General features: G+C 36.0%; 26 protein-coding genes. 24 read left to right on the top strand and 2 right to left on the bottom strand.

What is annotated here, in order from left to right; genetic code table 11:
* Positions 1 to 23: 23 nt before the first annotated feature.
* Positions 24 to 803 (bottom strand): IclR family transcriptional regulator, encoded by a 780-nt coding sequence (locus MKY04_RS17120; protein WP_126294913.1) that lies wholly within the window; start codon positions 801 to 803, stop codon positions 24 to 26.
* A 283-nt stretch (positions 804 to 1,086) separates the two neighbouring features.
* On the opposite strand from MKY04_RS17120, the gene MKY04_RS17115 reads away from it, so the two are divergent.
* The 23 genes from MKY04_RS17115 to gucD all read left to right on the top strand — a co-directional run bounded on the left by MKY04_RS17115 (position 1,087) and on the right by gucD (position 23,335).
* Positions 1,087 to 2,550 (top strand): aldehyde dehydrogenase, encoded by a 1,464-nt coding sequence (locus MKY04_RS17115; protein ID WP_346234817.1) that lies wholly within the window; start codon positions 1,087 to 1,089, stop codon positions 2,548 to 2,550.
* A gap of 14 nt (positions 2,551 to 2,564) precedes the next feature.
* Positions 2,565 to 3,341 (top strand): 2-keto-4-pentenoate hydratase, encoded by a 777-nt coding sequence (locus MKY04_RS17110; protein ID WP_346234816.1) that lies wholly within the window; start codon positions 2,565 to 2,567, stop codon positions 3,339 to 3,341.
* A gap of 26 nt (positions 3,342 to 3,367) precedes the next feature.
* A complete protein-coding gene (locus MKY04_RS17105) occupies positions 3,368 to 4,252 on the top strand; it encodes an acetaldehyde dehydrogenase (acetylating) (protein WP_346234815.1) in 885 nt (294 codons plus the stop codon).
* A gap of 207 nt (positions 4,253 to 4,459) precedes the next feature.
* Positions 4,460 to 5,485 carry a 4-hydroxy-2-oxovalerate aldolase gene (dmpG, locus tag MKY04_RS17100; protein WP_346234814.1) on the top strand — a complete coding sequence of 342 codons (1,026 nt, stop codon included), beginning with the start codon at positions 4,460 to 4,462 and terminating at the stop codon, positions 5,483 to 5,485.
* Entirely contained in the window at positions 5,475 to 6,263 is a 789-nt protein-coding gene (locus MKY04_RS17095) for a 2-keto-4-pentenoate hydratase (protein ID WP_126294907.1), read from the top strand. The genes dmpG and MKY04_RS17095 overlap by 11 nt, the downstream gene beginning before the upstream one ends.
* 12 nt (positions 6,264 to 6,275) lie before the next feature.
* Positions 6,276 to 6,467, top strand: coding sequence for a 4-oxalocrotonate tautomerase (locus MKY04_RS17090; RefSeq protein ID WP_126294905.1), 192 nt, complete (start codon positions 6,276 to 6,278; stop codon positions 6,465 to 6,467).
* 28 nt (positions 6,468 to 6,495) lie between these two features.
* Positions 6,496 to 7,344 (top strand): extradiol ring-cleavage dioxygenase, encoded by an 849-nt coding sequence (locus tag MKY04_RS17085; protein WP_126294903.1) that lies wholly within the window; start codon positions 6,496 to 6,498, stop codon positions 7,342 to 7,344.
* 431 nt (positions 7,345 to 7,775) lie between these two features.
* Positions 7,776 to 8,972: a 4-hydroxybenzoate 3-monooxygenase gene (gene pobA / locus MKY04_RS17080; protein WP_126294924.1), complete on the top strand. Its 1,197-nt coding sequence runs from the start codon at positions 7,776 to 7,778 to the stop codon at positions 8,970 to 8,972.
* A 92-nt stretch (positions 8,973 to 9,064) separates the two neighbouring features.
* Entirely contained in the window at positions 9,065 to 10,267 is a 1,203-nt protein-coding gene (locus MKY04_RS17075; RefSeq protein WP_126294902.1) for an ABC transporter substrate-binding protein, read from the top strand.
* Positions 10,268 to 10,518: 251 nt separating this feature from the next.
* Positions 10,519 to 11,382 carry a branched-chain amino acid ABC transporter permease gene (locus MKY04_RS17070; protein ID WP_126294900.1) on the top strand — a complete coding sequence of 288 codons (864 nt, stop codon included), beginning with the start codon at positions 10,519 to 10,521 and terminating at the stop codon, positions 11,380 to 11,382.
* On the top strand, positions 11,379 to 12,371 hold the full coding sequence (locus tag MKY04_RS17065) for a branched-chain amino acid ABC transporter permease (RefSeq protein ID WP_126294899.1): 993 nt from the start codon (positions 11,379 to 11,381) through the stop codon (positions 12,369 to 12,371). The genes MKY04_RS17070 and MKY04_RS17065 overlap by 4 nt, the downstream gene beginning before the upstream one ends.
* Entirely contained in the window at positions 12,368 to 13,123 is a 756-nt protein-coding gene (locus MKY04_RS17060; protein WP_346234813.1) for an ABC transporter ATP-binding protein, read from the top strand. Before MKY04_RS17065 ends, MKY04_RS17060 begins: the two co-directional genes overlap by 4 nt.
* On the top strand, positions 13,116 to 13,820 hold the full coding sequence (locus tag MKY04_RS17055) for an ABC transporter ATP-binding protein (protein WP_346234812.1): 705 nt from the start codon (positions 13,116 to 13,118) through the stop codon (positions 13,818 to 13,820). Before MKY04_RS17060 ends, MKY04_RS17055 begins: the two co-directional genes overlap by 8 nt.
* 399 nt (positions 13,821 to 14,219) lie before the next feature.
* Entirely contained in the window at positions 14,220 to 14,963 is a 744-nt protein-coding gene (locus tag MKY04_RS17050) for an IclR family transcriptional regulator (protein ID WP_346234811.1), read from the top strand.
* 18 nt (positions 14,964 to 14,981) lie between these two features.
* Positions 14,982 to 15,743 (top strand): SDR family oxidoreductase, encoded by a 762-nt coding sequence (locus tag MKY04_RS17045; RefSeq protein WP_346234810.1) that lies wholly within the window; start codon positions 14,982 to 14,984, stop codon positions 15,741 to 15,743.
* 12 nt (positions 15,744 to 15,755) lie between these two features.
* Positions 15,756 to 16,622 (top strand): fumarylacetoacetate hydrolase family protein, encoded by an 867-nt coding sequence (locus MKY04_RS17040; protein ID WP_346234809.1) that lies wholly within the window; start codon positions 15,756 to 15,758, stop codon positions 16,620 to 16,622.
* Positions 16,623 to 16,635: 13 nt separating this feature from the next.
* Positions 16,636 to 16,929 (top strand): UxaA family hydrolase, encoded by a 294-nt coding sequence (locus tag MKY04_RS17035; protein ID WP_126294890.1) that lies wholly within the window; start codon positions 16,636 to 16,638, stop codon positions 16,927 to 16,929.
* Positions 16,919 to 18,091 (top strand): UxaA family hydrolase, encoded by a 1,173-nt coding sequence (locus tag MKY04_RS17030; RefSeq protein WP_126294889.1) that lies wholly within the window; start codon positions 16,919 to 16,921, stop codon positions 18,089 to 18,091. The genes MKY04_RS17035 and MKY04_RS17030 overlap by 11 nt, the downstream gene beginning before the upstream one ends.
* Before the next feature lie 16 nt (positions 18,092 to 18,107).
* Positions 18,108 to 19,136, top strand: coding sequence for a C4-dicarboxylate TRAP transporter substrate-binding protein (locus tag MKY04_RS17025; protein WP_126294888.1), 1,029 nt, complete (start codon positions 18,108 to 18,110; stop codon positions 19,134 to 19,136).
* Between the two features lie 64 nt (positions 19,137 to 19,200).
* Positions 19,201 to 19,686: a TRAP transporter small permease gene (locus MKY04_RS17020; protein ID WP_126294887.1), complete on the top strand. Its 486-nt coding sequence runs from the start codon at positions 19,201 to 19,203 to the stop codon at positions 19,684 to 19,686.
* Positions 19,686 to 20,972 (top strand): TRAP transporter large permease, encoded by a 1,287-nt coding sequence (locus MKY04_RS17015; RefSeq protein ID WP_346234808.1) that lies wholly within the window; start codon positions 19,686 to 19,688, stop codon positions 20,970 to 20,972. The genes MKY04_RS17020 and MKY04_RS17015 overlap by 1 nt, the downstream gene beginning before the upstream one ends.
* Before the next feature lie 24 nt (positions 20,973 to 20,996).
* Positions 20,997 to 21,884, top strand: a complete 888-nt coding sequence (locus MKY04_RS17010) for a fumarylacetoacetate hydrolase family protein (RefSeq protein ID WP_346234807.1) — start codon at positions 20,997 to 20,999, stop codon at positions 21,882 to 21,884.
* A 5-nt stretch (positions 21,885 to 21,889) separates the two neighbouring features.
* Entirely contained in the window at positions 21,890 to 23,335 is a 1,446-nt protein-coding gene (gene gucD, locus MKY04_RS17005; protein WP_428833887.1) for an alpha-ketoglutaric semialdehyde dehydrogenase GucD, read from the top strand.
* A 61-nt stretch (positions 23,336 to 23,396) separates the two neighbouring features.
* Here gucD and MKY04_RS17000 read toward each other — a convergent pair whose 3' ends face one another.
* Complete coding sequence (locus tag MKY04_RS17000; RefSeq protein ID WP_346234805.1) at positions 23,397 to 24,725, bottom strand: IS3 family transposase; 1,329 nt, start codon at positions 24,723 to 24,725, stop codon at positions 23,397 to 23,399.
* A 581-nt stretch (positions 24,726 to 25,306) separates the two neighbouring features.
* Between MKY04_RS17000 and MKY04_RS16995 the strand changes: the two genes are divergently transcribed.
* Positions 25,307 to 25,615 carry a hypothetical protein gene (locus tag MKY04_RS16995; protein ID WP_346234804.1) on the top strand — a complete coding sequence of 103 codons (309 nt, stop codon included), beginning with the start codon at positions 25,307 to 25,309 and terminating at the stop codon, positions 25,613 to 25,615.
* Positions 25,616 to 25,625: the final 10 nt, after the last annotated feature.

Below are 25,625 nucleotides of genomic sequence, written 5' to 3'. Positions count from 1 at the left end.
CTTTTTAAGCTTCTATATTTGTTCTATTTCCAATACCCCATTCGACTCGAAATTTCATCAGCTGCATGAATCACTCTTTTAGCCAAGTTGTTTAATCGCTGATACTGAATTCGCTGTTTCGGGCCAACCATTGATAGAGCAGCAATAACTCTTCCGCGATAATCATAAACGGGAGCTGCAATGGAGTGTACCCCTTCGTTATACTCTTCATAGCTATAAGCGAAACCATTGTGTCTGATTTCCTTTATATGCTCTATCAATTTTTTAGGATCTGTTATCGTTTTTTTTGTGTATTGCTTTAAACCTTTTTTGATTACTTTATCTAAAAGCTCTTGATCTTTGCTAAATGCTAGAAACACTTTCCCTGAACTAGTGCAGTAAAGCGGGTTGCGCCTGCCAACATGGGTTAAAACTCTAACGGGATGATTGCATTCAACCTTTTGCAGATATACCACTTCTAAATTATCAATGATAGAAATGTGAGAAGTCTCTCCAGCGGTTTCTACCAATTTATTAATGATGGGCATTGATTCTCGGTAAACGTCCATATTGCTATTTACGATTCCACTTAGAGAAAGAATGGAGTAGCCTAAACGATATTTTTTTGTTTCTGGATCTTTATAGACAAAACCTTCGCTTGCTAAAGTTGACATTGTTCTACTTACTGTACTCTTATTTAAACCAAGCGCTTCAGCGAGATCTCCTATCTTCTTTTCAGGTTCGTCCATTGTAAAACTTTTTAAGATTCGAAGAGCATTTTTAACAGTGGATAGTTGATTCAAATCTTCCTTCTCAAAGCTCATAAAATTCCCTCCTTCATTTGATAGTCAATCAATTGTTATATTGAGGAAAATATAGCAAATAAAAAAATTCTTGGAAAGTCACTTTTTATAAAATTCTAACTTTTCATTTTTCTTATTCAATGGAATTGCTTGTTATTACTTGATTTGTAAGTAAATCAAAAAGTTTCAAAAAATTTGTAGTTGTTGCAAATAGAGCAACAAGGACGTTGAAGATGCAATTAACAACAATTAACATAAAATTATGAAAATTTTAAACTATTTTTTAATTGGGAGGAATTGTAGTATGCAACTAGAAACAAAAGTAAAAGCAATTGATTGTTTACATTTCATAAACGGACAATTTGTAGAATCTCAAAACAAAAAAACCTTTGAAAATATTAATCCAGCTACAGAAGAAGTATTAGGAACAGTTTCTGAGGGTGGCAAGGAAGAAGTAGATTACGCAGTGGCTGCTGCAAAGAGGGCTTTAAATGGTTCTTGGAAAAAAATGACGCTTGTAGAACGCTCAAAAATCCTTCGACGAATTGGCGATCTTATTTTAGAAAGACAAGAGGCACTTGCACTTTTAGAATCATTAGATACTGGAAAACCAGTTTCTTTAGCTAATAAAATTGATGTTCCTCGTGCGGCATACAACTTCCACTTCTTTGCAGATTATATGATATCTGTCGGTACTGACGCTTATCAGCAGGATGATCAAGCAATTCATTATGCATACCGTCGACCTGTAGGTGTTGTAGGAATTATCAAACCATGGAATCTACCATTACTTTTATTAACATGGAAATTAGCACCCGCTTTAGCAATGGGGAATACTGTAGTCATTAAACCAGCAGAATGGACTCCAATGACAGCGACGGTATTGATGGAGATTTGTAAAGAGGCAGGCGTACCTGATGGGGTAGTCAATTTAGTTCATGGGTTTGGTCCAAATTCTGCAGGAGCAGCAATTTCGGAGCACCCAGATGTAGATGCTATTTCATTTATAGGTGAACCGAGCACAGGAACGGCGATTATGAAATCTGCCGCGAACACTCTGAAGAAACTTTCCTATGAATTAGGTGGGAAAAATCCAAACATTATTTTTGCTGATTCAGACTTAGATGATGTCATTGATACAACAATCAAATCTAGCTTTATTAACCAAGGTGAAGTTTGTCTCTGCGGTTCACGCATTTACGTAGAACGACCAATTTATGAAGAATTTGTCCAAAGATTTGCAGAAAGAGTAAGAGAATTAAAAGTAGGAGATCCACTTGAAAAAGGTACTGATGTTGGTGCATTAGTTTCTAAAGAACATTATGAACGAGTGAATAGCTATATCGACATTGCGAAAAATGATGGAGCGACAATTGTTACAGGTGGAAAACGTCCTGAAGGTTTAACTAAGGGGTATTTCCTTGAACCTACAATTCTTACAGGCTTAGATCGCAATTCAAGATGTGTAAGGGAAGAAATTTTTGGACCTGTCGTAACAATAACTCCATTTGATATGGAAGAAGAAGTGATTATGCAGGCAAATGACACTCATTACGGATTAAGTGCAACGATATGGACGAACGATTTAAAACGTGCTCACCGTGTTGCTCATCAAATTGAGGCAGGAATTACTTGGGTAAATACTTGGTTCTTGCGTGATCTACGTACTCCATTTGGTGGCATGAAGCATAGCGGAATTGGACGTACAGGTGGCATGCATAGCATTGATTTCTATTCAGAACTATCTAATATCACAATTAAGCTATAAAAGGAGGGAACAAAATGACTACTAAAATTAAAGAATACGCCGATCAGCTTGCTGCGGCAGAAGCAACGGGAATTGGAATCGACCCACTAAGTGAAAGGGATAATGAGCTAACAGTGAATGATGCCTATTCGATTCAACTCGAAAACATTCACCGAAAGCTGGAACAAGGACATAAAATCGTAGGGAAGAAAATTGGTTTAACTTCATTAGCGATGCAAACATTACTTGGAGTAAATGAACCTGACTACGGCCACCTGTTAGACAGTATGGTTATTGAAAATGGCGGTAGAGTCTCCATAGAAAAGACTCTTCAGCCGAAAGTTGAAGCTGAAATTGCCTTTGTCTTGAAAAAAGACCTTCAAGGGCCAAATGTTACGACACTGGATGTTTTACAAGCAACTGAATATATTGTCCCTGCATTAGAAATTGTTGATAGTAGAATTACAGATTGGAAGATTAAGTTAACTGATACAGTCGCAGATAATGCATCATCTGGATTTTATGTACTGGGTGGTAAGCCGACGAAAATTGAAGATATCGATCTTGAATTAATAGGAATGGTGTTTAGTAAAAATGGTGAAGTCGTAAACACAGGTGTCGGTGCAGCAGCATTAGGAAACCCTGCAAGCTGTGTTGCTTGGCTAGCAAATCGACTATCCGATTTTGATATTTCTTTAAAAGCGGGTGAAGTTATTTTATCGGGCGCACTTTCAGCAGCGATTGAAGCAAAGAAAGGTGACTTCTTTACTGCAAGATTCGCTCATCTTGGGCAAGTAAGTGTTCAATTTTAACATTAAGGAAAGGAGAGTAGAACACGATGGCAAAAGTAAAGGTTGCTATATTAGGGTCAGGAAATATTGGAACAGATTTAATGTATAAATTAGGTAGATCTGAGGTACTTGAATTAACAACAGTAATTGGTATTGACCCAGATTCAGAAGGTTTGAAAAGAGCGAAGGAACTAGGATATGTAACAATCGATACAGGAATTGAAGGATTTTTGGAGAGGGCAGAACTTGCTGATATTGTTTTTGACGCAACAAGTGCAAAAGCTCATATTCGACACGCAAAATTACTAAAAGAGGCTGGAAAACAGGTGCTTGATTTAACACCTGCAGCTGTCGGCCCATTTGTAGTTCCAACTGTAAACCTAGATGAACATTTAGATGCTGACAATATTAATTTAATAACGTGCGGTGGTCAAGCAACGATTCCAATGGTTCATGCAATTAATCGAGTACAATCTGTTGAGTATGCAGAAATAGTGGCGACGATTTCAAGTAAGAGTGCGGGTCCAGGTACACGTGCAAATATTGATGAATTTACGCAAACAACCTCACGTGGGATTGAACTTATTGGTGGAGCGAAAAAAGGGAAGGCAATTATTATTTTAAACCCTGCTGAACCTCCAATCATTATGAGAGACACAATTCATGCCATTGTTGAAGGCGCTTACATTAATCAACAAGAAATAACAGCTTCTATTAAAGAGATGGAACAAGAAGTGAAATCATATGTTCCAGGTTATCGACTCAGACAAGAACCAATCTTTGATGGTAATCAAATTACAATCTTAATCGAAGTAGAAGGTGCAGGAGATTATTTACCTAAATACTCAGGCAACTTGGATATTATGACTGCTGCTTCTGTTAAAGTCGCAGAAGAATGGGCAAAAAATAGAATCACTAAACTTACTGTTTAACTTCATTCAGCAGAAGTCTCCACTTCTATAAGTGGTGAGAAGAATGCAAAAGTTATATCGATTCAGTAGAGGTACAAACCCCGACTGAAAGAAGTTAAAGCCTCTGGCAGATGCCACATATTTTTTAAAGGTAATTTATCGAGCGAGCTCGATAAAATCTGGGTGCAAATAAGCCAAGGCGCATTTGATTAGAAAGGAGATATACAGATGACAAATGAAAGAGATGTGTTAATCAATGAAGTGGCATTACGTGATGGAAGCCATGCCATTAGACATCAATTTACAGTAAAGCAAGTTACTGACGTTGCAAAAGCATTAGATGAAGCAAATGTACCTTTTATCGAAGTTTCTCATGGTGATGGACTTGGGGGTTCTTCTTTACAATATGGGTTTTCACTAACAAACGAATTGGAACTAATTGAAGCAGCAGCTTCAGTTGTCAAGCAAGCGAAAATTGCTGTGCTGCTTTTACCTGGAATTGGTACGATGCCTGATTTAAAACAGGCAGCTAAGCTAGGTGCAAAAATGGCTAGAATTGCAACCCATGTAACGGAAGCAGATGTATCGCCACAGCACATCGCATTAGCGAAGGATCTTGGTCTTGAAACAGTTGGCTTCCTCATGATGTCGCATATGGCACCAACGGAAAAATTAGTAGAACAAGCGAAATTAATGGAAAGCTACGGTGCAGACACAGTTTATGTTGTAGATTCTGCCGGTGCTTTATTGCCGTACCAAGTGAAAGAAAGAATACGAGCATTAAAAGATTCTTTAAAAATAAATGTTGGTTTCCATGCGCATAACAACCTGTCTCTTGCAATGGCAAATACCCTTGTAGCTATCGAAGAAGGTGCGACCCGCATTGATGGAAGCATTCGATGCTTAGGAGCTGGTGCTGGAAATACACAAACTGAGGTGCTAGTTGCAGTATTAGATAAACTAGGAATTAAAACAGGAATTGATATTTATAAAATGATGGATATTGCGGAAGAATTAGTGGCACCGATTTTAGAAAAACCACAAGAGATTACGAAAGACAGTCTTGTTCTAGGCTACGCAGGTGTATATTCAAGCTTTTTACTACATGCGCAAAAGGCGGCACAACGTTTTGGTATTGATTCTCGGGATATCTTACTTGAACTTGGGAATCGAAAAGTAGTTGGCGGACAGGAAGATATGATTATGGATGTAGCCGCAGAAATTTCAAATAGGGGGCTTGTTCATGAGCACTAAAATCTATAAAAATATAGCTGACTACTTAGTTGCAGCGGAAGTCGAGAAGCGTGAAGTATTAAAAGTTACAGCTGAATTGAAGCCAGACCTAACTGTTGAAGAGGCTTACCTCGTTCAACAAGAACTTGTTAGAACGAAGCTTGAAGAAGGTAGACGAATCGTTGGTCCAAAAATGGGATTAACAAGTAAAGCGAAAATGAAACAAATGGGTGTGGAAGAACCAATTTACGGATACGTATTTGACTATATGTTAATCCACAATGGTGGAAAGGTTCCATTTCATGATTTAATTCACCCTAAAGTTGAAGCTGAAATCGTATTCTTAATTGGGGAAGATATCGAAGGCCCTGGAATTACCGGAGCACAGGTACTTGCGAAAACTCAAGCAGTTCTACCAGCATTAGAAATTATCGATAGTAGATACGAAAACTTTAATTTTACATTACCTGATGTTGTAGCTGATAATGCATCCACTTCCAGGGTTGTGTTTGGTACAACATTAAAATCACCAGAACAATTTGAATTAGATCTAGTTGGTGCAACACTTTCAATTAACGGAGAGATTAAAGATTTAGGTGCTGGGGCAGCAGTTTTAGGTCATCCAGCAAATGCAATTGCGATGCTAGCAAATATGCTTGCAAAAAAAGGGGAAAAAATACGTAAAGGTGATGTTATTTTATCGGGAGCCCTTACTGGTGCTGTCATGCTTAATGTTGGGGATTATGTAAGCGGGAAATTTGATGGTCTAGGAGAGGTTACATTTACGGTAATCGAATAAGGGGGAATCGGAATGCCAATCGTTCAACTTCAAATTTTACAAGGAAGATCTGAAGAGAAAATAGCAGAAGTGATTGAAAACGTGACGAATACAATCTCAGAAACATTAGATGCCCCAAAGGAGAGTATCCGTGTCATTGTAACTGAGATTCCTAAAACGCATTGGGGAAGAGCTGGAATACCTATGTCTAAAGTTCAACAATAAAAAAATTCTAAGGGATGGGGGATTTTTTATGACAATTGAATTGTGTATGTTGTTGCCACATGTACCGAGTTTATGTTACGAGGATCAAGTTCCAGAATTTCAAAAGGATATGGCAAATGCCATGAAGGAATTAGGAAAAGAGCTTTCAAATAATAAACCAGATGTCATTGTACTAGTTTCATGTCATTGGCCATCTACATTCTTTCACTATGTAGATGCTACGCCAGTTCATAAGGGAATATTAATTGCAACAGAAGCTCCCGACCTTATTAGAGACGTTCCATACTGCTATCCAGGTGACAACGAATTAGCATTGGAATTAGTGAAATCTGGTGAGGATTTAGGACTCCAAGTAAAAGCAGTAAATGATCCGTATTTTGTTTGGGATTATGGCAGTGTCGTTCCATTGCGCTACATTGTACCTAACGAAGATATTCCAGTTATCAATCTATCTGTTACATTAGCTGCAAGTTTAGAAGAAACTTATACGTGGGGGCAGCAAATAGCCAAGGTTTTACGTAATACGGATAAAAGAGTCGTGTTTATTTCTAGTGGTGCTTTGTCACATAATCTAGTACGTGGTAGACATAACAAGCCAACAGTTACAGAGCACTCGATGGATAAACAATTCGTAGAGTTTGTAATGAATAAAGATTACGAATCTGCTTATAATATGCTTCCAGAATATGCTCGGTTTGCTAAAGTCGAGTCTGGAGGACGTCATTTAGCAATGCTGTTCAGTATGATCGATAAAGATTTTGAACCGGTGTATCTAGCAGATGGCCAATCATCAGGTAGTTGGAATGTATTAATCACATTTGGCAATAAAGAACTTGTAACTGTAAATGCAGTAGAAGCGAGTGAGCATGTTAAATAATAAGTTAGCAACAAAAAATACTGTATTTACTTATGTTTCTATCAGAAAGAAGTTTGAGTAATCGAGCCCCTTGAGTCGCTTTACATCCTGTTGCTAAGGCAAAAAGCCCCTTCTTGTCGGAGGTTCCGCCGCACATGGATGTGCAAGTGCCGACATTGCCACAGGACGTGGCGGTATGTCGGCTAGAGCTTTTCAGGGCAAAGCGGGGCCTTGCGCTTTTCTGATTGAATTAGATAAAAAAATTTAACTTGTTGCATATAGTGCAACACCTATGTTGAAGATGCTGGTAAATAGTGTGAATATAATAATTAGAATATTCTAATAATAGTTCGTTGTTATAGAAGAGTAAGATTTTTATAAATCAGTAAAATGAAAGCGTTTTAGTTTGTTAATCAACGAGGAGTATTAATTAAATGATGGGAGAAAATACAATGCAAACACAGGTAGGTATTATTGGTGCTGGCCCAGCTGGACTTATGCTATCACATTTACTACATTTGCAAGGAATTGAATCCATCATCTTAGAAACAAAATCACAAGCTCAAGTTGAAAGTAGGATTCGTGCAGGTGTGTTAGAACAAGGTACTGTAGATTTACTAAAGTCTACAGGCATAGGTGAAAGAATGATGAAAGAAGGCTTCGTACATGAAGGCATAGTAATACAGTTTAATGGTAAACGACATCGTCTCAATTTCAAAGAACTTACTGGTGGCAAGGAAATAATGGTTTATTCACAACATGAAGTAGTGAAGGATTTACTTGAAGCCAGACTGAATGCTGGTGGTAAAGTTTTGTTCGAAGTTAAAGATGTGAGCTTACACCAAATTGAAACGAATTCACCGGTCATTCGATTTATGCATGAAGGAGAACTACAAGAACTACATTGTGATTTTATAGCAGGATGCGACGGATTTCATGGACCAAGTAGACAAGCTATACCAGTAACAATCCGCCAAGAAAAACAAGAAATATATCCTTTTGGTTGGTTAGGAATATTGGCAAAAACTCCTCCAGCAAATAATGAATTAATCTATGCCACACATGAAAGAGGTTTTGCTCTTCTTAGTACAAGAACGCCAGAAATTCAACGCTATTACTTACAAGTTGATCCAAATGATTCAATCTCAGATTGGTCAGACGAGCGCATCTGGGAGGAGCTTCAATTACGTGTCGAAACAAACGATGGTTGGAAACTAGAAGAGGGACCCATCATTCAGAAAAGTATCGTTTCAATGCGAAGTTTTGTTTGTGAAACTATGCAATATGGCCGTTTATTCCTTGCTGGTGATGCTGCACACATCGTACCTCCAACAGGAGCAAAAGGATTAAATTTAGCAATTGGAGATGTTCAAGTTCTAGCAGAGGGATTAAAACAATTTTACAGGAATGCTAGTGATAGACTCTTAGGCGATTATTCTGAAATATGTTTAAAGCGAATATGGAAAGCTCAAAGATTCTCAAAATTAATGACAGAACTTCTACACAGAAACAAGGAGCACAGTCCTTTTGAGTACAGTATTCAGCTTGCAGATTTAGATTATATCACCTCATCACGAGCAGCTGCAGAAAGCCTTGCAGAAAACTATGTAGGATTGCCGGTCCAGTTTCCGAAATATGAACTTGTCTAATTAAATGTTCTAGGGATTATATAAAAGCTTAGGGGAAATAAAATTTGTCTTTGTAAAAAATTCAATATTTTGGAACTAAAGGGGAGAACCAAATGCGAAAAACAAAGTGGAAGTTTATAGGTGTAATGTTGCTTATAGTTGTGATGATTCTTTCAGCATGTGGTAATTCTGGAGAAAGTGGCGATGCTGCTTCTCAAGATAAAATAAAAATAGGATTTATTCTTTCGGATTCGGGTACATTTGCACCGCTATCTGAAAATATTAAAAATGGCTTCAAACTCTATTTAGAACAGAATGACAACAAACTTGGCGGCAGGGAAGTTGAATTAATCTTTGAAGATGATGAAGCAAATCCACAAGTTGCATTAAGAAAATATAAAAACTTGGTAGGGAGTGAGAAAGTTAATTTCCTTGTTGGACCTATTTCATCAAGTGTTGTCTACGCACTTCGTGATGAAGTAGAAAAAGATAAAGTTATATTAATTGATGCTAATGCTGCGGGGAACGACCTTTCTTGGGATCTACGAAGTGATTATGTGATTCGAACTTCTTTCTCTAACTGGCAAAATGGAAGCAGCGCAGGATCTTATATAGCAAATAATATTGGGAAAACTGCGATGGTAATCGCACCAGATTATCCAGCAGGGCAAGAGGTTGCAAGTGCGTTTAAAGAATCATTTGAAGCTTCAGGTGGGAAAGTTGTCAAAGAAGTTTATCCAAAATTAGGCACAAATGATTTTGCTACTTATTTGACAGATGTTTCTCAAACAAATCCAGATGTAGTATATGCCTTCTTTACTGGTAGTGATGGTATTCGATTTGTACAACAATATAATGACTTTGGACTAAAAGGAAAAATACCATTAACTGGTCCTATGGAGTTTGGAGATTTGTTAATTGTTGAACCATCAGGAGATTCTGCAGAAGGTATTGTTTCTGGAATTATTTATTCTCCATGGATAGATAATGAGGAAAACAAACAATTTGTAGAAGCTTACCAAAAAATGTATAACAAACTTCCAAATACTTTCTCTGTACAAGGGTATGACTCGGCTTTAATCATTGATAAAGCAATTAAGGAAGCTGGAAGTGTTGATACTGAGGAGTTGGTAAAAGTATTAAAAGGTATTTCATTTGATAGTCCACGCGGTCCAATTACAATTGATCCGAAAACAAATAATCCAATTCAAAATTTCTATATTGTAGAAAATGTGAAAAAGGATGGTCAAGTAGTTCCAGAAGTAATTGAGACAATTGAAAATGTGACAATGCCTGAAACAAATCCGGCAAAGTAGTAAATAAATTTTGTAGGAATTTAGTGATAAAGTGAAACTTCGATCAGTGGGGGAGTTCTGATACACAGGACGTGGGTTATGCAGATGTTGGGACAGGATATGGCGTTTTTAGTCTGCAACCAATCAAGGTGTTAGCGTCCGTTAACTCTCATCTATCTTCTTATTTCTTTTGAAGCTTGAGGTGGTAGTCTTACGGACAGTTACACCGGGATAAATTCCTACCAATTTATTTAAGGAAGTGGGGGAGATATATGTCTATCTACATCGTTCAATTATTAACAGGGGTAGCATATGGAATGCTGTATTTTATGATTGCAGCAGGATTAACAATTATTTTGGGGGTAATGAATGTTGTTAATCTAGCTCATGGGGCATTCTTTTTGCTTGGAACTTATTTTGCGTTTACTTTCATGAGTTTACATTTGAATTTCTGGTTAGCACTATTGTTGGCAGTCATTGTTACTGCAATTCTAGGAATTATTATAGAAAAGTTATTAATTAATAAATTATATGGAAAAGAACTCGAGCAAGTTCTTCTAACATTTGGTTTGACATTTGTTATTGCAGATTGTGCAAAATGGATTTGGGGTACAGAAATGCAAACAATTGCAGTACCTGAGCTATTAAATTCTTCTATAACAATTGGAGAGATGGTGTTTCCAGCATATCGTCTTTTTGTAGTCCTTGTTGGTTGTATTCTTGCTGTTATACTTTGGTATCTTGAAAGTAGAACACGTGTAGGAGCAATTATTCGTGCGGGTGTAGATGATCGGGCAATGGTTGCAGCTCTAGGCATCAATGTTCGTCTTGTTTTTACAGGTGTTTTTGCTTTTGGAGCTGGGCTGGCAGGCCTTAGTGGAGTTTTAGGTGGGCCATTAATCGGCATGTATACAGGGATGGATTCTGATATTCTCGTAACATCGCTAATTGTCGTGGTTATTGGAGGACTCGGTTCTTGGAAAGGTAGTTTCGTTGGTGCAATATTAATTGGATTAATCGAAACATTAGGTAAAATTTGGTTCCCATCACTGTCCATGCTAATTGTATTTTTACTTATGGTTGTTGTTCTGATGATTCGACCACAAGGACTTTACGGGAAAGTGGTGTCACAATGAAAAATAATCTATTTATTATTTTAATTTTAATAATATCCGTTTCCGGATTACCATTCTTACTTTCTGGTTTTGGTGTTGATTTGGCCACAGAAATCTATATAATGGCAATTTTTGCAATGAGCTTGGGTTTGCTTATGGGATTTGCTGGTATGGTATCGCTTGGTCACGCAGCATTTTTTGCAATCGGTGCCTATACTGTTGCAATTTTAGGCCAATTTATTAACAATGTGTATATTTTGATATTATCAGCAATCATTATTGCTGGTTTAATAGCTTTACTGACTGGTTCTCTATTCATTCGTACATCAAATTTTTATTTTTTAATGATTACACTTGCTTTTGGTCAATTATTATACGCATTAGCTTGGCAATTAGAAAACTGGACAGGTGGAGCAGATGGAATGAGGGTCTCAGCTACACTGGATTTTGGATTTGGAGAAATCGCTAGTCCTTTAGCTATTTATTATTTAATGGGGATAGCTTTTATCTTTGTTTATATACTGTTAAAGCTCTTTGTAAATTCTCCAGCAGGAAGGATTATAAAGGGGATTATGGAAAATCCGTCTCGTATGGCAGCATTAGGTTATGAAGTTAGAGTTTATAAGCTTTTAGTCTATTCATTGGCAGGTGCATTAGCTGGGTTTGCAGGTTCACTCTATGGTTATTTTAATATGTTTGTCAGTCCTGATTTAACTTATTGGAAATTTTCCGGGGAAGTTATGATTATGGTAATTTTCGGTGGCGTGGGAACACTTATCGGTCCTGTCCTTGGTGCAGGTCTATTTATTATATTGCAAAACTTTATCAGTTCATATACTGAACGTTGGCAATTGATATTAGGTGCAATTTTAGTGCTCCTAGTCCTTGTAGGTAAAGGCGGTATTATCCATTGGTTTGGTTATTTTAAAGAGAAATTTATTATACGAAAAGGTACAAAAAATGTAGAAACTTCAAAACCAATCGAAGAAGAGAGGGAGGTAATTACATGACTTTACTAAAAGTTGATAACATCAGTAAATCTTTTAATACCCTGCAGGTTTTGCAAAATGTTACTCTAGATGTTCAACCAGGTGAACGACATGTCATCATTGGGCCAAATGGTGCAGGGAAAACAACATTATTTAATTGCATCACAGGCCAATTACCTCTTAATTCGGGTGCTGTTTTTTTAGAAGATGTTGAAATTAGTAAACTTCCTCCTAATAAATTAGTACATCTAGGCATGGCACGGACATTCCAAAAGAATAATTTATTCGGTGATCTAACGGTTAAAGAAAATCTGCATTTAGCATTAACTGCTTTAAAACCTTATCGTTATCAACTTTTTAAACCATTATCAAATTATTCCGACCTCAAAAAAGAAACGGAAGAACTGATTGAACAATGGCAAATTTCCGACCGTCAAAATGTAAAAGTAGACAAGCTTTCATATGGTGAACAACGATTATTGGAGGTTCTTTTAGCGCTGGCTTCTAAACCAAAAATTTTGCTCCTGGATGAACCGACTTCAGGGATGTCACCGGCTGAAACTGCACAAACATCTGAAATGATTCAAAAACTTCCTAGATCAGTTGCTTTATTAGTAATTGAACATGATATGGATGTTGTATTTGCGATTGCAGACAGAATAACTGTAATCCATCATGGTGAAGTCATTTTTAGTGGAACTCCAGAAGAAGTTCGAAATGATGATACAGTTAGACAAATTTACTTCGGAGGAGGTGCAAAGGCACATGCTTGAGCTTGAAAATGTCCATGCATATTATGGCAATAGTCACATACTCCAAGGAGTATCTTTAGCTGTTCCAACAGGCAAATGTGTTGCCCTTCTTGGTCGAAATGGTGCTGGAAAATCAACTACAATCCATACAATTGCAGGTTTGCATAAATCTCAAAGGGGGAGTATTCGCTTTAAGAGTAAACCAGTAGAATCCCTTACATCCTATCAAATTTCTCGCGAAGGAATTGGGCTTGTGCCACAAGGAAGGCGTATTTTCCCCTCTCTTTCAATACGTGAGAACCTAACGATGGCAGCCCGAAAAAACTTAAAGGGCGATACTAGTGAATGGGATATAGAAAAGGTTTATGAATTATTTCCAGTACTAAAAGAAAGAGAAAAAAATATGGGAACTCAATTATCAGGAGGACAACAGCAAATGCTCGCAATCGGTCGAGCGTTAATGACCAATCCCCAATTTTTACTTATGGATGAACCTTCTGAAGGGTTAGCGCCTGTAATTATTGATCAGATAGGTGACATTGTTGCAAAATTGAAGGAATCAGGATTATCAATTTTAATGGTAGAGCAAAATATTTCACTTGCCTGCCAAGCCGCTGATGAAATACTGATTATGAACAAAGGAACAATTGTATGGAAAGGAACACCTGAAGAACTATTGGAAAATGATGAAATTCAGCATAAGTATCTAGGGGTTTAAACATTTAATGAATGGTTATGACTATGTACTGACTGTTAAAGACTATAAAGAAACCAATATAATAAAATTTTTATAGAACGAGGTTTAAGGACAATTAGTAATTTTCCTTAAACCTCGTTTTATACTTTGATACAAAGGTGTAACAACATTTCCCTCTTAATTTCCACACTTACCTGCAGCTTCAAAAAAAGTTTAGTTAAACTCTACCAAGACTATTAAATTTCCAAAAAAATATAGTTATTATTGAACCGAATACGCATTATAACTCTGTAATTTTCTACTTTATGTGTTGTTTTATGTCGAAAAAAACATTATTGACTTCCCTAGGTAAGTGTTGTAACTTAAAAATAAGTTCTGTATAAAAAAACCAGTTCTCTATACAGAACAAGGAGGCTTCTGATGACAAATCTTGTTCCATCGATTGAAAAAATGGACGTAATTTTAAATGTAATAGCTGAAAGTAGACAAGGTGTTAGTTTCATGGAAATTGTTCATCAAACAAAATTGAACAAGAGTACCATTTATTCGATTCTCAATACCTTGGAAAACTTAAACTATATTTCAAAAAACGATAAGAAGAATTATGTAATAGATTATCGTTTAGCTTTTTTAGGATCTAAGTATTCTGAAAATTCCAAGTATATAGAACTCTTCGACCACTTTGGCAACGAATTAGTGGAGCAGGTCAATGAAACATGCCAATTATCTATCTTAAAAGGGGGGAATATATGTTATTTGGCAAAAGTAGAATCTAAATCCAATATTCGAATTAAAACTGAGCCAGGACAAATGATTCCTGCTCATGCAACTGCAATGGGGAAGGTTTTATTAAGCGGCCTGCCAAATGAGGAGTTATATGAAAGATTAGGAGAACCTCCTTTTAAACCTTTGACAAGGAAGACAGTTCAAACTATGGAGGAGCTAATCAAACAGATACAATTTGGACAACAAAATGGCTATGTATTGGAAAGAGGAGAAACAGAAGAGGGTTTATTTTGTATAGCAGCGCCAATATTCAATCATAAAAAAGAAATGATAGCAGCTGTTAGTGTTACCGCTTTAGATGTTTATTATGATTCGAAATCAGAGGTTCTGAAGGAAGCTGTACTTAATTTAGCACGAAACATTTCTTCAAATCTCTAAAAATAAGGGGGGAAAAGTTTGAGATTGACCAACAAAGTAGCAATTATCACCGGTGGGGCTTCGGGAATCGGTTTGGCTACCGCAAAGCTGTTTTTACAAAATGGTGCTACAGTTGTAATTTTTGATTTACTTCATAATGATTCAGTAGCAGAGTTAGAAAAAGACTTCCAAGATAAGACTGCCTTTTTTGAAGTAGATGTAACAAATGAAGAAGCTGTGATGAAGAATGTGAATAAAGTTTTTGAGCAATATGGGAAAATTGATATTTTATTTAACAATGCAGGGATAAGTGGTATTGGGAAAATCCATGAATTGTCGCAAGATTACTGGAATAAGGTCATGAATGTAAATGTCAATGGTGTGTTTCTAATGTCCAAGTATGTTGTGCAAAAGATGTTAAATAGAGGTGGCTCAATTATCAATATGTCATCTTGTGTTGCTGAAATTGGTTTAGAGGACCGAGTTCTTTATGCCGCAACTAAAGGTGCCGTGTTAGCTATGACAAAATCGATGCAGGTCGATTATGCATCACACAATATTAGAGTGAATGCTTTATTACCAGGAACAATTTATACACCATTTGTTGAAAAATATTTATCTACTGCTGAAAATTCTGAAGAGACTTTAAATGGCATTAAAAAGAGACAATTATCTGATGAATTAGGGAAACCAATTGATGTAGCACAAGCAGCATTGTATTTAGCATCTGATGAGTCAAAATTTTTAATGGGTTCACCACTATATATTGATGGCGGCGCTGTTTTCGGAAAAAAAATATGAAGAGGTGTTTAAATGAAACTATTAAGTTATGTTGAGAATCAAACAGTTCGTGTAGGGGTTAAATTGGAAGAAGGTATTTTCAAGTTATCTGATTATGCTGAGAAAAATTCAATTCAATTAAATAATATTCACGATATCATTGAAAATCCAGATTTACTTAAAAAAATAGAAAGTATTATTGAAGCTCATGAAGAGGAATTTGTAGTGGAAGAATCTACTCTAACATTGGCTCCGGTTCTTCAGCGGCCATCTAAAATCATATGTGTAGGGCTCAATTACAGGAAGCATGCTGAGGAATCAAATATGGCTATTCCAGAGTTTCCGGTGCTTTTTAATAAATTCAATAACTCTCTAGCAGCACATAATGAGGAAATTTCTTTACCTGAAGATTCAAGTGAAAACGATTATGAAGCAGAATTGGCGATTGTAATTGGAAAAGAGACAAAAAATGTCTCTGATGAAAGCGCTTTAAATTATGTTTTTGGTTACTGCAATGCGAATGACCTATCCTCACGTGATTTACAATTTAGAACAAATCAATGGTTACTAGGTAAAGCATTAGATAAATTTTGCCCAATAGGTCCCTATTTAGTAACGGCAGATGAAGTCGGTAATCCAAACGATTTAGAGATTAAAACCTATGTAAATGGAGAGCTCAGACAAAACTCAAATACTAGCGATATGATTTTTAACTGCAAAGAAATCATCTCATATATTTCTAGATATATCACATTAAGCCCTGGTGATGTTATTTTAACAGGTACCCCTGAAGGAGTAATACTTGGTCTTCCAGAAAATGAGCGGGTTTATTTAAAACCTGGTGATGAAATGATTGTTGAAATTGAAAAACTAGGAAAGCTATACAACAAAATCGTTTAGAGGGGGGCTTAATATGTACAAAAGTATCATATTAACGGAAAAAGACAATGTAGCGACAGCCTTGGAAAATATCCCTTCTGTAGAAGATTTAAAGATTACGATAGGGGATGAGCAACGCGTTATAAATTTATTAGAACCAATTCAATTCGGTCATAAGTTTGCCATTCAGGATATTGCTGAAGGTGGATACATTATTAAATATGGAGAAGTCATTGGCAGGGCAACAAAATTTATTAAATGCGGGGAATATGTACACGTCCATAATCTAGAAGGAACAAGGGGAAGAGGGGATAAAGATGCAGTTTGAGAAAGGAAAATTTTTAGGCTATCGTCGTGCAGATGGAAGAGTAGGGGTTCGTAATCATGTACTAATTTTACCGACAATCACATGTGCTACGAAAGCTGCTCGTCAAATTACGGAACTGGTTCATGGAACAGTTAGCTTTGTTCATCAACATGGCTGTGCTCAAGTCGGTGTAGATTATGAGCAAACTTTTAGAACTTATGTTGGGATGGGGCTAAATCCGAATGTTTATGGTGTTGTAGTCCTCGGTTTAGGCTGTGAAACACATCAAGCTCGTAATGTAGCTAAGGAAATTGCTGCATCAGGTAAACGAGTCGAAGTAGTATCCATTCAAGATGAAGGTGGAACATTGGATGCAATAGCACAAGGAGCAAAATTAGCTGCGAGGTTGGTACAAGAGGCATCTGAAGTGCAAAGAGAATGGTGTGATTTTAGCGAGCTTATTATTGGGACAGAGTGTGGAGGCTCAGATGCATGCTCTGGGTTATCAGCAAATCCAGCTGTCGGATATGTAAGTGACAAGATTGTTGAATTGGGTGGTACATCGATTTTAGCTGAAACAACAGAACTTATTGGTGCAGAACATTTATTGGCGAATCGAGCTAAAAATGAACATGTGGCTAAACGTGTATATGAAGTAATAGATGCTATGGAAAAGCGATCCATTAATATGGGAGTTGATATCCGTACAGGTAATCCAAGTCCAGGGAATATTAAAGGTGGTTTAAGCTCACTTGAAGAAAAATCACTTGGTGCAGCAAATAAAGCTGGAAAAAGCACATTAAATGAACTGATAGATTACGCTGAACGCCCAACAGAAAAAGGGTTAGTTTGGATGGACACGCCAGGACACGATATTGAACAATTAACAGGTATGGTTGCTGGTGGTGCTCAAATTGTTCTATTTACTACAGGTCGAGGCACACCTACAGGATCACCCATTGCTCCCGTTATTAAAATAACAACAAATACAGGAGTATTTGAGCGAATGAGTGAAAATATGGATATTAATGGTGGAACAATTATCGAAGGTAAAGAGACTGTTGAGCAAGTAGGGGAAACTATTCTTAACGAAATTTCGAAAGTTGCTTCTGGAAAATTAACGAAAGCGGAAATTTTAATGCAGCATGATTTTGGGATTTGGCGTATTGGACCAACATTTTAATAAGGGGGAAATAAACATGACAAAGGGGAAACTAAAATTTATAAGTGGTATTGCTTTATCTATGTTATTACTAGTTGCTTGTGGGGATGCAACTGATACATCTAGCAATGGTGCAAATGCGGACACAGAAACGTATACGATTAACATTGCATATGGAAATCAACCAGGTGAACCAATTGATGAATTAGCGAAAAAATGGGAAGAGCTTGCTGAAGAAAAAAGTAATGGTCAAATTGATTTAGTATTATATCCTAGCTCACAATTAGGCGCAGAGAAGGATGTAATTGAACAAGCGATTCAAGGTAATAATGTCATCGTTCTAGCTGGTTATGACTTTTTGCTGGATTATGTCCCGGATGCTGGGATTTTAACGGCACCATATTTAACAGATGACACAGAGTTGCTGCGTAAAATCACGGATACTGAATGGTTTAGTAATATTAATAACCAACTGAAAGATAAAGGAGTTAGCGTAATTATTCCAAACGTAGTGTATGGGGAACGTCACTTAATGACAGGAAAGAAAGTTGAAACACCTGAAGATTTAGCTGGATTAAAGGTGAGAGTACCGAATAATCAAATGTCGATTAAAACAATGGAGGCTCTAGGTGCAGCTGCAACTCCTCTACCGCTTGCAGATCTATATCCTTCGTTGCAACAAGGGTTAATTGATGGAGCAGAAAATCCTGTTTCAGTACTTCATGGGGCAAAAGTACAAGAAGTTTCAAAATATTTATCATTAACTGGGCATCAACGCTTTATCGTGTCGTTTTCGGGTGGCGAAAGTTTTATTAATGGGCTGCCAGAGGATATTGTAACAATTTTAAAAGAAACAGGTGCTGAAGCTGCAGATTATGGATATGAAGTTCTAAAAGAAACAGACCAAAAAGTTTTGGAAGCTTTTGAAGCAGAAGGTGTAGAGATTGTAGAAGTAGATACAGCTTTGTTTAAAGAAAAAGTTGCCAGCGTCTATGATGAATTCGAGGATGTATGGTCTGACAATCTTTATAATAATTTATTAGCTGAATTAGAGAATTTAAAATAAATATCTAGGTTTTTACGAAAAATAAAGACTGAATATTCAGTCCATATACCTGGGGGATGACTATATGATCCTATTAAAAAGCTTCTTAAAAAATATTGATGATTGGATTGCAGTAGTTAGCTTGGCTGGCATTATTCTTTTAACAGGTACAAATGTAATTTTACGATATTTATTTTCAAAACCGATTGCCTGGACAGAAGAAGTAACCTTAATGCTTTTTGTATGGTTAATTTTTGTTGGAATGAGTACGGCTATGAAATATAACACGCATATCGGGGTAGATTACTTTGTTGAAAAACTTCCAAAGCCATTAAGAATAGTAGCAGATTTTATTAGAATTCTTTCTATATATATAGTATTAATCTATGTATTTATTATTTTAGGAGTTAAGTTTATTGGCAATGTCTCTGGGAAAGTGACTCCTATTTTAACAATCAATTATCAGTATATAAATATTGCAGTTATTGTAGGAGCAGTATTCACAATTATTCGTTTCACTTCTCAAGTAATAACAAGTTATAAAGAGACTCAAAAAGGGATTGATGCTTAATGGCAATATTTGCAACGTTAGCAGTTTTAATTATCTCATTTCTATTGAATATTCCGATTGCATTTGGGCTGATTTTAAGTTGTTTAATGTATTTTACTTTTAATAATAGTTTTTCAAGTGAAATTTTAATTCAACGTTTAATAAGCGGAATGGAGTCAGTTCCACTACTGGCAATAATCTTCTTTATTTCAGCTGGTATTTTAATGAACTATACAGGGATAACTTCTAGAATGTTGCGTTTTTCTACAGTTATTACAAATCCGCTACCGGGATCATTAGCTCAAGTTAACGTAATATTAAGTACATTAATGGGAGGAATATCAGGTTCTAATGTTGCTGATGCAGCAATGCAATCGAAAATACTAGTACCTGAAATGGAGAAAAAGGGATATAAAAAATCTTTCTCAACAGTTTTGACAGCTTCAACATCACTCATTACTCCTATTATTCCACCAGGTATCGGTTTAATAATGTATGGCTATGTGGGTAATGTATCGATTGGTAAATTATTTATGGCAGGGATATTGCCAGGAATTGTTTTATGTATTTGCTTTATGATTTATGTTCATTTTTATGCAAAAAAATACAATTTAGAAACAGATTCAAGTATCAAATATTCAACAAAAGATTTTCTATTAAGTTTTAAAGATGCTGCTCTAGCTTTACTGTTGCCGATTATTATTATCGGAGGTATCCGTCTTGGTGCATTCAGCGCAACTGAAGCAGGTGTAATCGCAGTATTATATGCGATTGTACTAGGGATGTTTATTTATCGGGAAATGAAAGTAAAGCAATTAATTTTAAGCTTGAAAGAAACAATTCAAACGGCAGCAGCGGTTTTACTGATTATTGCAGCTGGTTCAGCTTTTGGATGGGTTTTAACTTTGGAACGTGTACCTCAAAAGGCAACAGAGTTAATGGTATCTTTTGTTTCGAATGAAGTTCTATTCTTCTTAATTACATTGATTTTCCTATTAATTGTAGGGATGTTTTTAGAGGGGAACGTATTAATTATTATTTTAACACCGTTATTTATGCCAATGTTAATTGAATATGGGATTGATCCAGTGCACTTTGGTATTTTCTTTATTATGTGTATAAGTATAGGAACATTAACACCACCATTAGGGACAATCATGTTTACTACTTGCGGCATTACTGGAACTCGGTTTGAAGAATTTATTAAAGAAAGCTGGCCTTTCTTGCTATTACTTATATTTGCAGCTTTATTAATTGCCTTCTTCCCGTCAATTTCATTGTTCTTACCTAATTTATTAGGTGCATAATTCATTTATATGGAGGGGAATTATTTGAAATTTATTCGTTACCGCGATCAGGAACAAATTCAAGGTGCATTAATTGATCAACATAATCTTATATATAACATTCCTTTTAATAATTACGTAGAGTTTTACTATACGTTAAAAAAAGGGGGTTTAACAGTTGAAGAGTTTATTAAAAATAATGGTTTAGAGCCAATTGAGAAACGAATTGATGAAATTGAGCTGTTAATTCCAATCGTTCCTGATGAGGTTTGGGCTTCAGGTGTGACCTATTTAAAAAGTAAAGAAGCACGAAATTATGAGGCAACAAATGGGGAGTTAGACAGAGAAACTTTTTATGATAAGGTTTATGACGCACCGAGACCGGAGTTGTTTTTGAAGTCTACAGGCCGCCGTGTTGTTGGTCCAAATAGTGAAGTGTTTATACGCAGTGATTCGAATTGGCAAATTCCAGAACCAGAATTGACACTAATTTTAGGTGAAGGTCGGGATATTATTGGCTATACATTAGGTAATGACATGAGTTGTCGTGATATCGAAGGTGAAAATCCTCTTTATTTACCTCAAGCAAAGGTGTGGAAAAATTCTTGCTCAATAGGACCCGCTATCCTTATTCCTGAGTCAGTAGAGGATCCTTATTCGATTGATCTAACATGTAGAATCTATAGAAATGGCGAACTCGTTTTTGAAGGAAATGCAGTAACTAGTCAATTAAAACGTAAATTAGAAGAATTAGTAGATTATTTAGTCTATGATAATGATTTATTACCAGGTACAGCATTAATGACTGGTACGTGTATCGTTCCGCCAAATGATTTTACATTACAGCTTCACGATCATATTGAAATAATCAGTACACAAATTGGTTCCTTAAAAAATGAAGTGAACATCAACGATTTGGTTGTGAAAGGATGATGAACGTGACGAATGAAATTTTGAATTATATAGATGGTAAGTGGAGTAAAAGCAGCAGCGGAAATGTAATTGAAAGTATCAATCCTTCAACACTTCAAGTAGTCGGGAGGGTTCAAAATTCTACTCGTGAAGAAGTAGAATTGGCTGTGAATGCTGCATCAGCTGCCAAAAAGGAATGGCATCAATTAGGTCAATTTCAAAGAGGACAAATTCTTTATAAAGTTGCTGAAAATGTTGAAAAAAATAAAGAAGATATTGCTAAAACATTATCGGATGAAATGGGAAAAACCTACCCAGAAGCATTAGGTGAAACAGAGCGCGGCGTTGCGATACTACGTTATTATGCTTCTGAAGGCAGCCGAAAAGATGGTGATGTAATTCCTGCATCAGATAACAAAGCTATCATGTTTACGAAACGTGCACCATTAGGCGTTGTTGGGGTAATTACACCGTGGAATTTCCCAGTTGCGATTCCTTTGTGGAAAATTGCGCCTGCTTTAATATATGGAAATACAGTTGTATTTAAACCAGCATCAGAAGCAGCAGTAACCGCAGCTAAAATCGTACAATGTTTTGATGAAGCCAATATTCCAAACGGCGTATTAAACTTTATTACAGGCAGTGGCTCAAGTGTAGGAGATGCTCTAATTAATAATCAACATTTAAACGGTATCACATTTACTGGTTCTAGTTCGACTGGGAAGTTAGTAGCAGAAGCGGCAACAAAAAATGGCGTAAAGTTCCAGTTGGAAATGGGAGGAAAAAATCCAGTCATTGTATTAGCTGATGCAAATTTAGATAATGCAGTGGCAGCTGTATTAAGTGGCGGTTTTAAATCAACAGGGCAAAAATGTACAGCTACAAGTAGAGTGATCGTTGAATCATCTATTTATGAAACGTTTAAAAATAAATTATTAGAAGAAGCAAGTAAAATTTCCATTAATAATGATCAAAAGCAAAGTTGGATGGGACCATGTGCAAGTGAAAGCCAGTACAATACGGTATTGGACTATATTGCAATTGGCAAGGAAGAAGGAGCAAAGTTAATTTTTGGTGGCAACGCTTTAAAATCAGAAGAATTAAAAGGCTTCTATGTAGAGCCGGCTGTTTTTGAGGATGTAACAGCAAATATGCGAATTGCCCAGGAAGAAATTTTTGGTCCTGTCATAGCATTGATGAAAGCCGATTCATTAGAAGAGGCAATCGATATTGCAAATGATGTTGCATATGGTTTAAGTGCATCAATATTTACTAAAAATCTTGGTTCCGCTATGACTTTCATTGATCAAATTGAAGCAGGGCTAGTACGTGTAAACGCAGAAAGTGCCGGAGTAGAATTCCAAGCACCATTCGGCGGCGTAAAAGCTTCAAGTACAGGCGTGCGCGAACAAGGTGAAGCCGCAAAAGAGTTTTATACTTTAACGAAAACAGTATTTCTAAAAAGCGAATAATAAATAAGGGTGACCCAAAACTAAACTGGCACCTATGTCAAGGACACAATAAAAAAAGAGATTAAGCAATTTGAAGATGATTCCTATATTGAATAGGGGTCATCTTTTTTAAGTTCCACTGATATCGATAATTGTTGTAGTAAACCATGTAATGATTTATTTTTGCTTTTAATTCTTTTAATGTTTTACTAGACTGATAGTCTACCTCATCTTTTAAATGACCGAAGAATGACTCTTGAGGCGCATTATCCCAACAGTTGCCCCTTCTAGACATAGATTGGCCTAGACCATATTTCTTTAATAATTTTTGATAGCTTGGACTTGTGTAATGGCTTCCTTGGTCTGAGTGGATGAAGGCATTTTTATGTAGAATGATTTTTTTGTTCTTGACTAATTTATGGATTGTCTGGGTTACGATGTCTAAAGTGATTCGATCAGAAACATGATAAGCTAGGATTTCGTTCGTGGCGGCATCTTTTACGGTCGACAAATAAGCCATACAATTATTGTTATATGGCAAATAAGTAATGTCTGTTAATAACACTTTTCCAGGAACACCTTGCTTAAATTCTCTGTTTAGCTTGTTTGAAACGACCTGATGTTCTTTTGTCGCTTTGGCCATTCTTTTATACGGATTCGCCTTTCTATAAGGGCAGACGATTCCGTATTTCTTCATAATTCTTTGGATTTTTTTTCGACTAAAGATAAGATTAAAGTCATTCTCCAGAATCATTTTTATGGAACGGGACCCTTTCTTATAACCACGTCGATTAAAGGCTTTTAATATGATCTCTTTCGCTTCTAAGTCTCGTTGCTCTCTAGCTTTACGGCTAGAACCCGCCTTTAGGTAACTGTAATATCCAGAACGTGAGACTTCTAAAAGGTCACATAAATAAGCCGTCATTCGCTTAAATTGATTCTGTTCAACGGTTTCATAAATTAACTGATATATACTACTTGGATCTAGACTTTCTCTGGCGTTTAGCAGCCTCCTTTCTGTCACTTCGAGCTTTTTTAATAATTCCACTTGGCCCTCTAATAACTTAATTCTAGCCTCTTGCCTTTCGATAATTTCAGAAGATGTCAGTTCACGAATGAATGGTCGACCAGTATTACTTTTTCTCGAATCTGTGAGTCCAATTGAACCATTCTTTTCATAAGCTCTCTTCCATCTATAAGCAGATTGTTCAATGCGTTTAATTCCTATAACGTCTACATCGAAGCCGTTTTCTTCAAAAATTTGTCGAGGAAGTTTACCAGCTAAATATTCATCTAAAAATGTATTTTTAAAGGTATCTGTATATGTAATCGCCCGTTCACTTACACGTTGTACATTTGGATTCTTTTCTAATGTTTTAATCTCTTTAAGTGAAAATATTATCTTACTCATGATGTCCTCTAATCTCCATTTATTAAAATTCAGTATATAAAAAAATACCTGTAGATAAAACACTCTTTTTCAAGTGTCCTAACTACAGGTACCATATTAAACTAACGAATTTGGGTCACCCTTTTTGTTTATTTTAATTTTTAGATTTCTAAAATATCCATTTGTTTTAACTCATCATTGTTCTCTACTTTTACAAAAATTTGTTTAGTCGATATTGTTTTCTAGAGTTTGATTTTTAGCTTCTCAATTTCTTTTCTTCTAACCCGGCCTCCCACACCCAAATGGTATATTTAGTAAATTATTGAAAGTTTAGGCGCTCACATGTATCATGTCCTACTGGGTGCCAACACTCTGTATATTTAATTGCAATTCTCTGCACTTATTGCAAATCACACTATAACTAAAGTATGTACTTTTTCATAGTAAAGCTGCTCTTTTAATTTGTTATTGTTATAAAATTTATCAATATTTGTATATATTGTAAAATTCACTAAAATTAATAGAAAAATAGTTTATTATATGATATTATTACATTTGTTGGTATTATTACCAGTACTTTACAAATATAGGAGAATGTTTACATGAAGAGATTAATTACAGTATTAATGTTTGGCATGCTTTTTGCATTATCACTTCCTTTATTAGCTGATGCGGCAAGTAAGCAAGAGACTCAAGAAAGTAAAATCTTGATTAACTTTTTAGAATCTATGAAAAATGGTGATATTGATGGAGTGATAAAATATGTAAATGACGAGCGTTTTGAATCTACTAAACGACTTAAAGAAGAGTACAAATTATTATTATTTAAAGATAAGCTTGTAGAATATGAAATTATTGAAAACAAAGAAAATAATTATTTTATTGTAAATTTAAGTGTATTTCGCAAGTAAAAATTGAGCC

This window comes from Lysinibacillus telephonicus (genome assembly GCF_039654155.1).
GTDB classification, from domain to species: Bacteria; Bacillota; Bacilli; order Bacillales_A; family Planococcaceae; genus Ureibacillus; species Ureibacillus telephonicus.
Note: the sequence above shows the minus strand (reverse complement) of the source record. Positions and strands in the feature narration are given on the sequence as shown.

Coding starts and splice junctions, on each gene's coding strand:
- MKY04_RS17120 (WP_126294913.1), bottom strand. CDS start 803: ATGAGCTTTGAGAAGGAAGATTTGAATCAACTATCCACTGTTAAAAAT.
- MKY04_RS17115 (WP_346234817.1), top strand. CDS start 1,087: ATGCAACTAGAAACAAAAGTAAAAGCAATTGATTGTTTACATTTCATA.
- MKY04_RS17110 (WP_346234816.1), top strand. CDS start 2,565: ATGACTACTAAAATTAAAGAATACGCCGATCAGCTTGCTGCGGCAGAA.
- MKY04_RS17105 (WP_346234815.1), top strand. CDS start 3,368: ATGGCAAAAGTAAAGGTTGCTATATTAGGGTCAGGAAATATTGGAACA.
- dmpG (WP_346234814.1), top strand. CDS start 4,460: ATGACAAATGAAAGAGATGTGTTAATCAATGAAGTGGCATTACGTGAT.
- MKY04_RS17095 (WP_126294907.1), top strand. CDS start 5,475: ATGAGCACTAAAATCTATAAAAATATAGCTGACTACTTAGTTGCAGCG.
- MKY04_RS17090 (WP_126294905.1), top strand. CDS start 6,276: ATGCCAATCGTTCAACTTCAAATTTTACAAGGAAGATCTGAAGAGAAA.
- MKY04_RS17085 (WP_126294903.1), top strand. CDS start 6,496: ATGACAATTGAATTGTGTATGTTGTTGCCACATGTACCGAGTTTATGT.
- pobA (WP_126294924.1), top strand. CDS start 7,776: ATGCAAACACAGGTAGGTATTATTGGTGCTGGCCCAGCTGGACTTATG.
- MKY04_RS17075 (WP_126294902.1), top strand. CDS start 9,065: ATGCGAAAAACAAAGTGGAAGTTTATAGGTGTAATGTTGCTTATAGTT.
- MKY04_RS17070 (WP_126294900.1), top strand. CDS start 10,519: ATGTCTATCTACATCGTTCAATTATTAACAGGGGTAGCATATGGAATG.
- MKY04_RS17065 (WP_126294899.1), top strand. CDS start 11,379: ATGAAAAATAATCTATTTATTATTTTAATTTTAATAATATCCGTTTCC.
- MKY04_RS17060 (WP_346234813.1), top strand. CDS start 12,368: ATGACTTTACTAAAAGTTGATAACATCAGTAAATCTTTTAATACCCTG.
- MKY04_RS17055 (WP_346234812.1), top strand. CDS start 13,116: ATGCTTGAGCTTGAAAATGTCCATGCATATTATGGCAATAGTCACATA.
- MKY04_RS17050 (WP_346234811.1), top strand. CDS start 14,220: ATGACAAATCTTGTTCCATCGATTGAAAAAATGGACGTAATTTTAAAT.
- MKY04_RS17040 (WP_346234809.1), top strand. CDS start 15,756: ATGAAACTATTAAGTTATGTTGAGAATCAAACAGTTCGTGTAGGGGTT.
- MKY04_RS17035 (WP_126294890.1), top strand. CDS start 16,636: ATGTACAAAAGTATCATATTAACGGAAAAAGACAATGTAGCGACAGCC.
- MKY04_RS17030 (WP_126294889.1), top strand. CDS start 16,919: ATGCAGTTTGAGAAAGGAAAATTTTTAGGCTATCGTCGTGCAGATGGA.
- MKY04_RS17025 (WP_126294888.1), top strand. CDS start 18,108: ATGACAAAGGGGAAACTAAAATTTATAAGTGGTATTGCTTTATCTATG.
- MKY04_RS17020 (WP_126294887.1), top strand. CDS start 19,201: ATGATCCTATTAAAAAGCTTCTTAAAAAATATTGATGATTGGATTGCA.
- MKY04_RS17015 (WP_346234808.1), top strand. CDS start 19,686: ATGGCAATATTTGCAACGTTAGCAGTTTTAATTATCTCATTTCTATTG.
- MKY04_RS17000 (WP_346234805.1), bottom strand. CDS start 24,725: ATGAGTAAGATAATATTTTCACTTAAAGAGATTAAAACATTAGAAAAG.
- MKY04_RS16995 (WP_346234804.1), top strand. CDS start 25,307: ATGAAGAGATTAATTACAGTATTAATGTTTGGCATGCTTTTTGCATTA.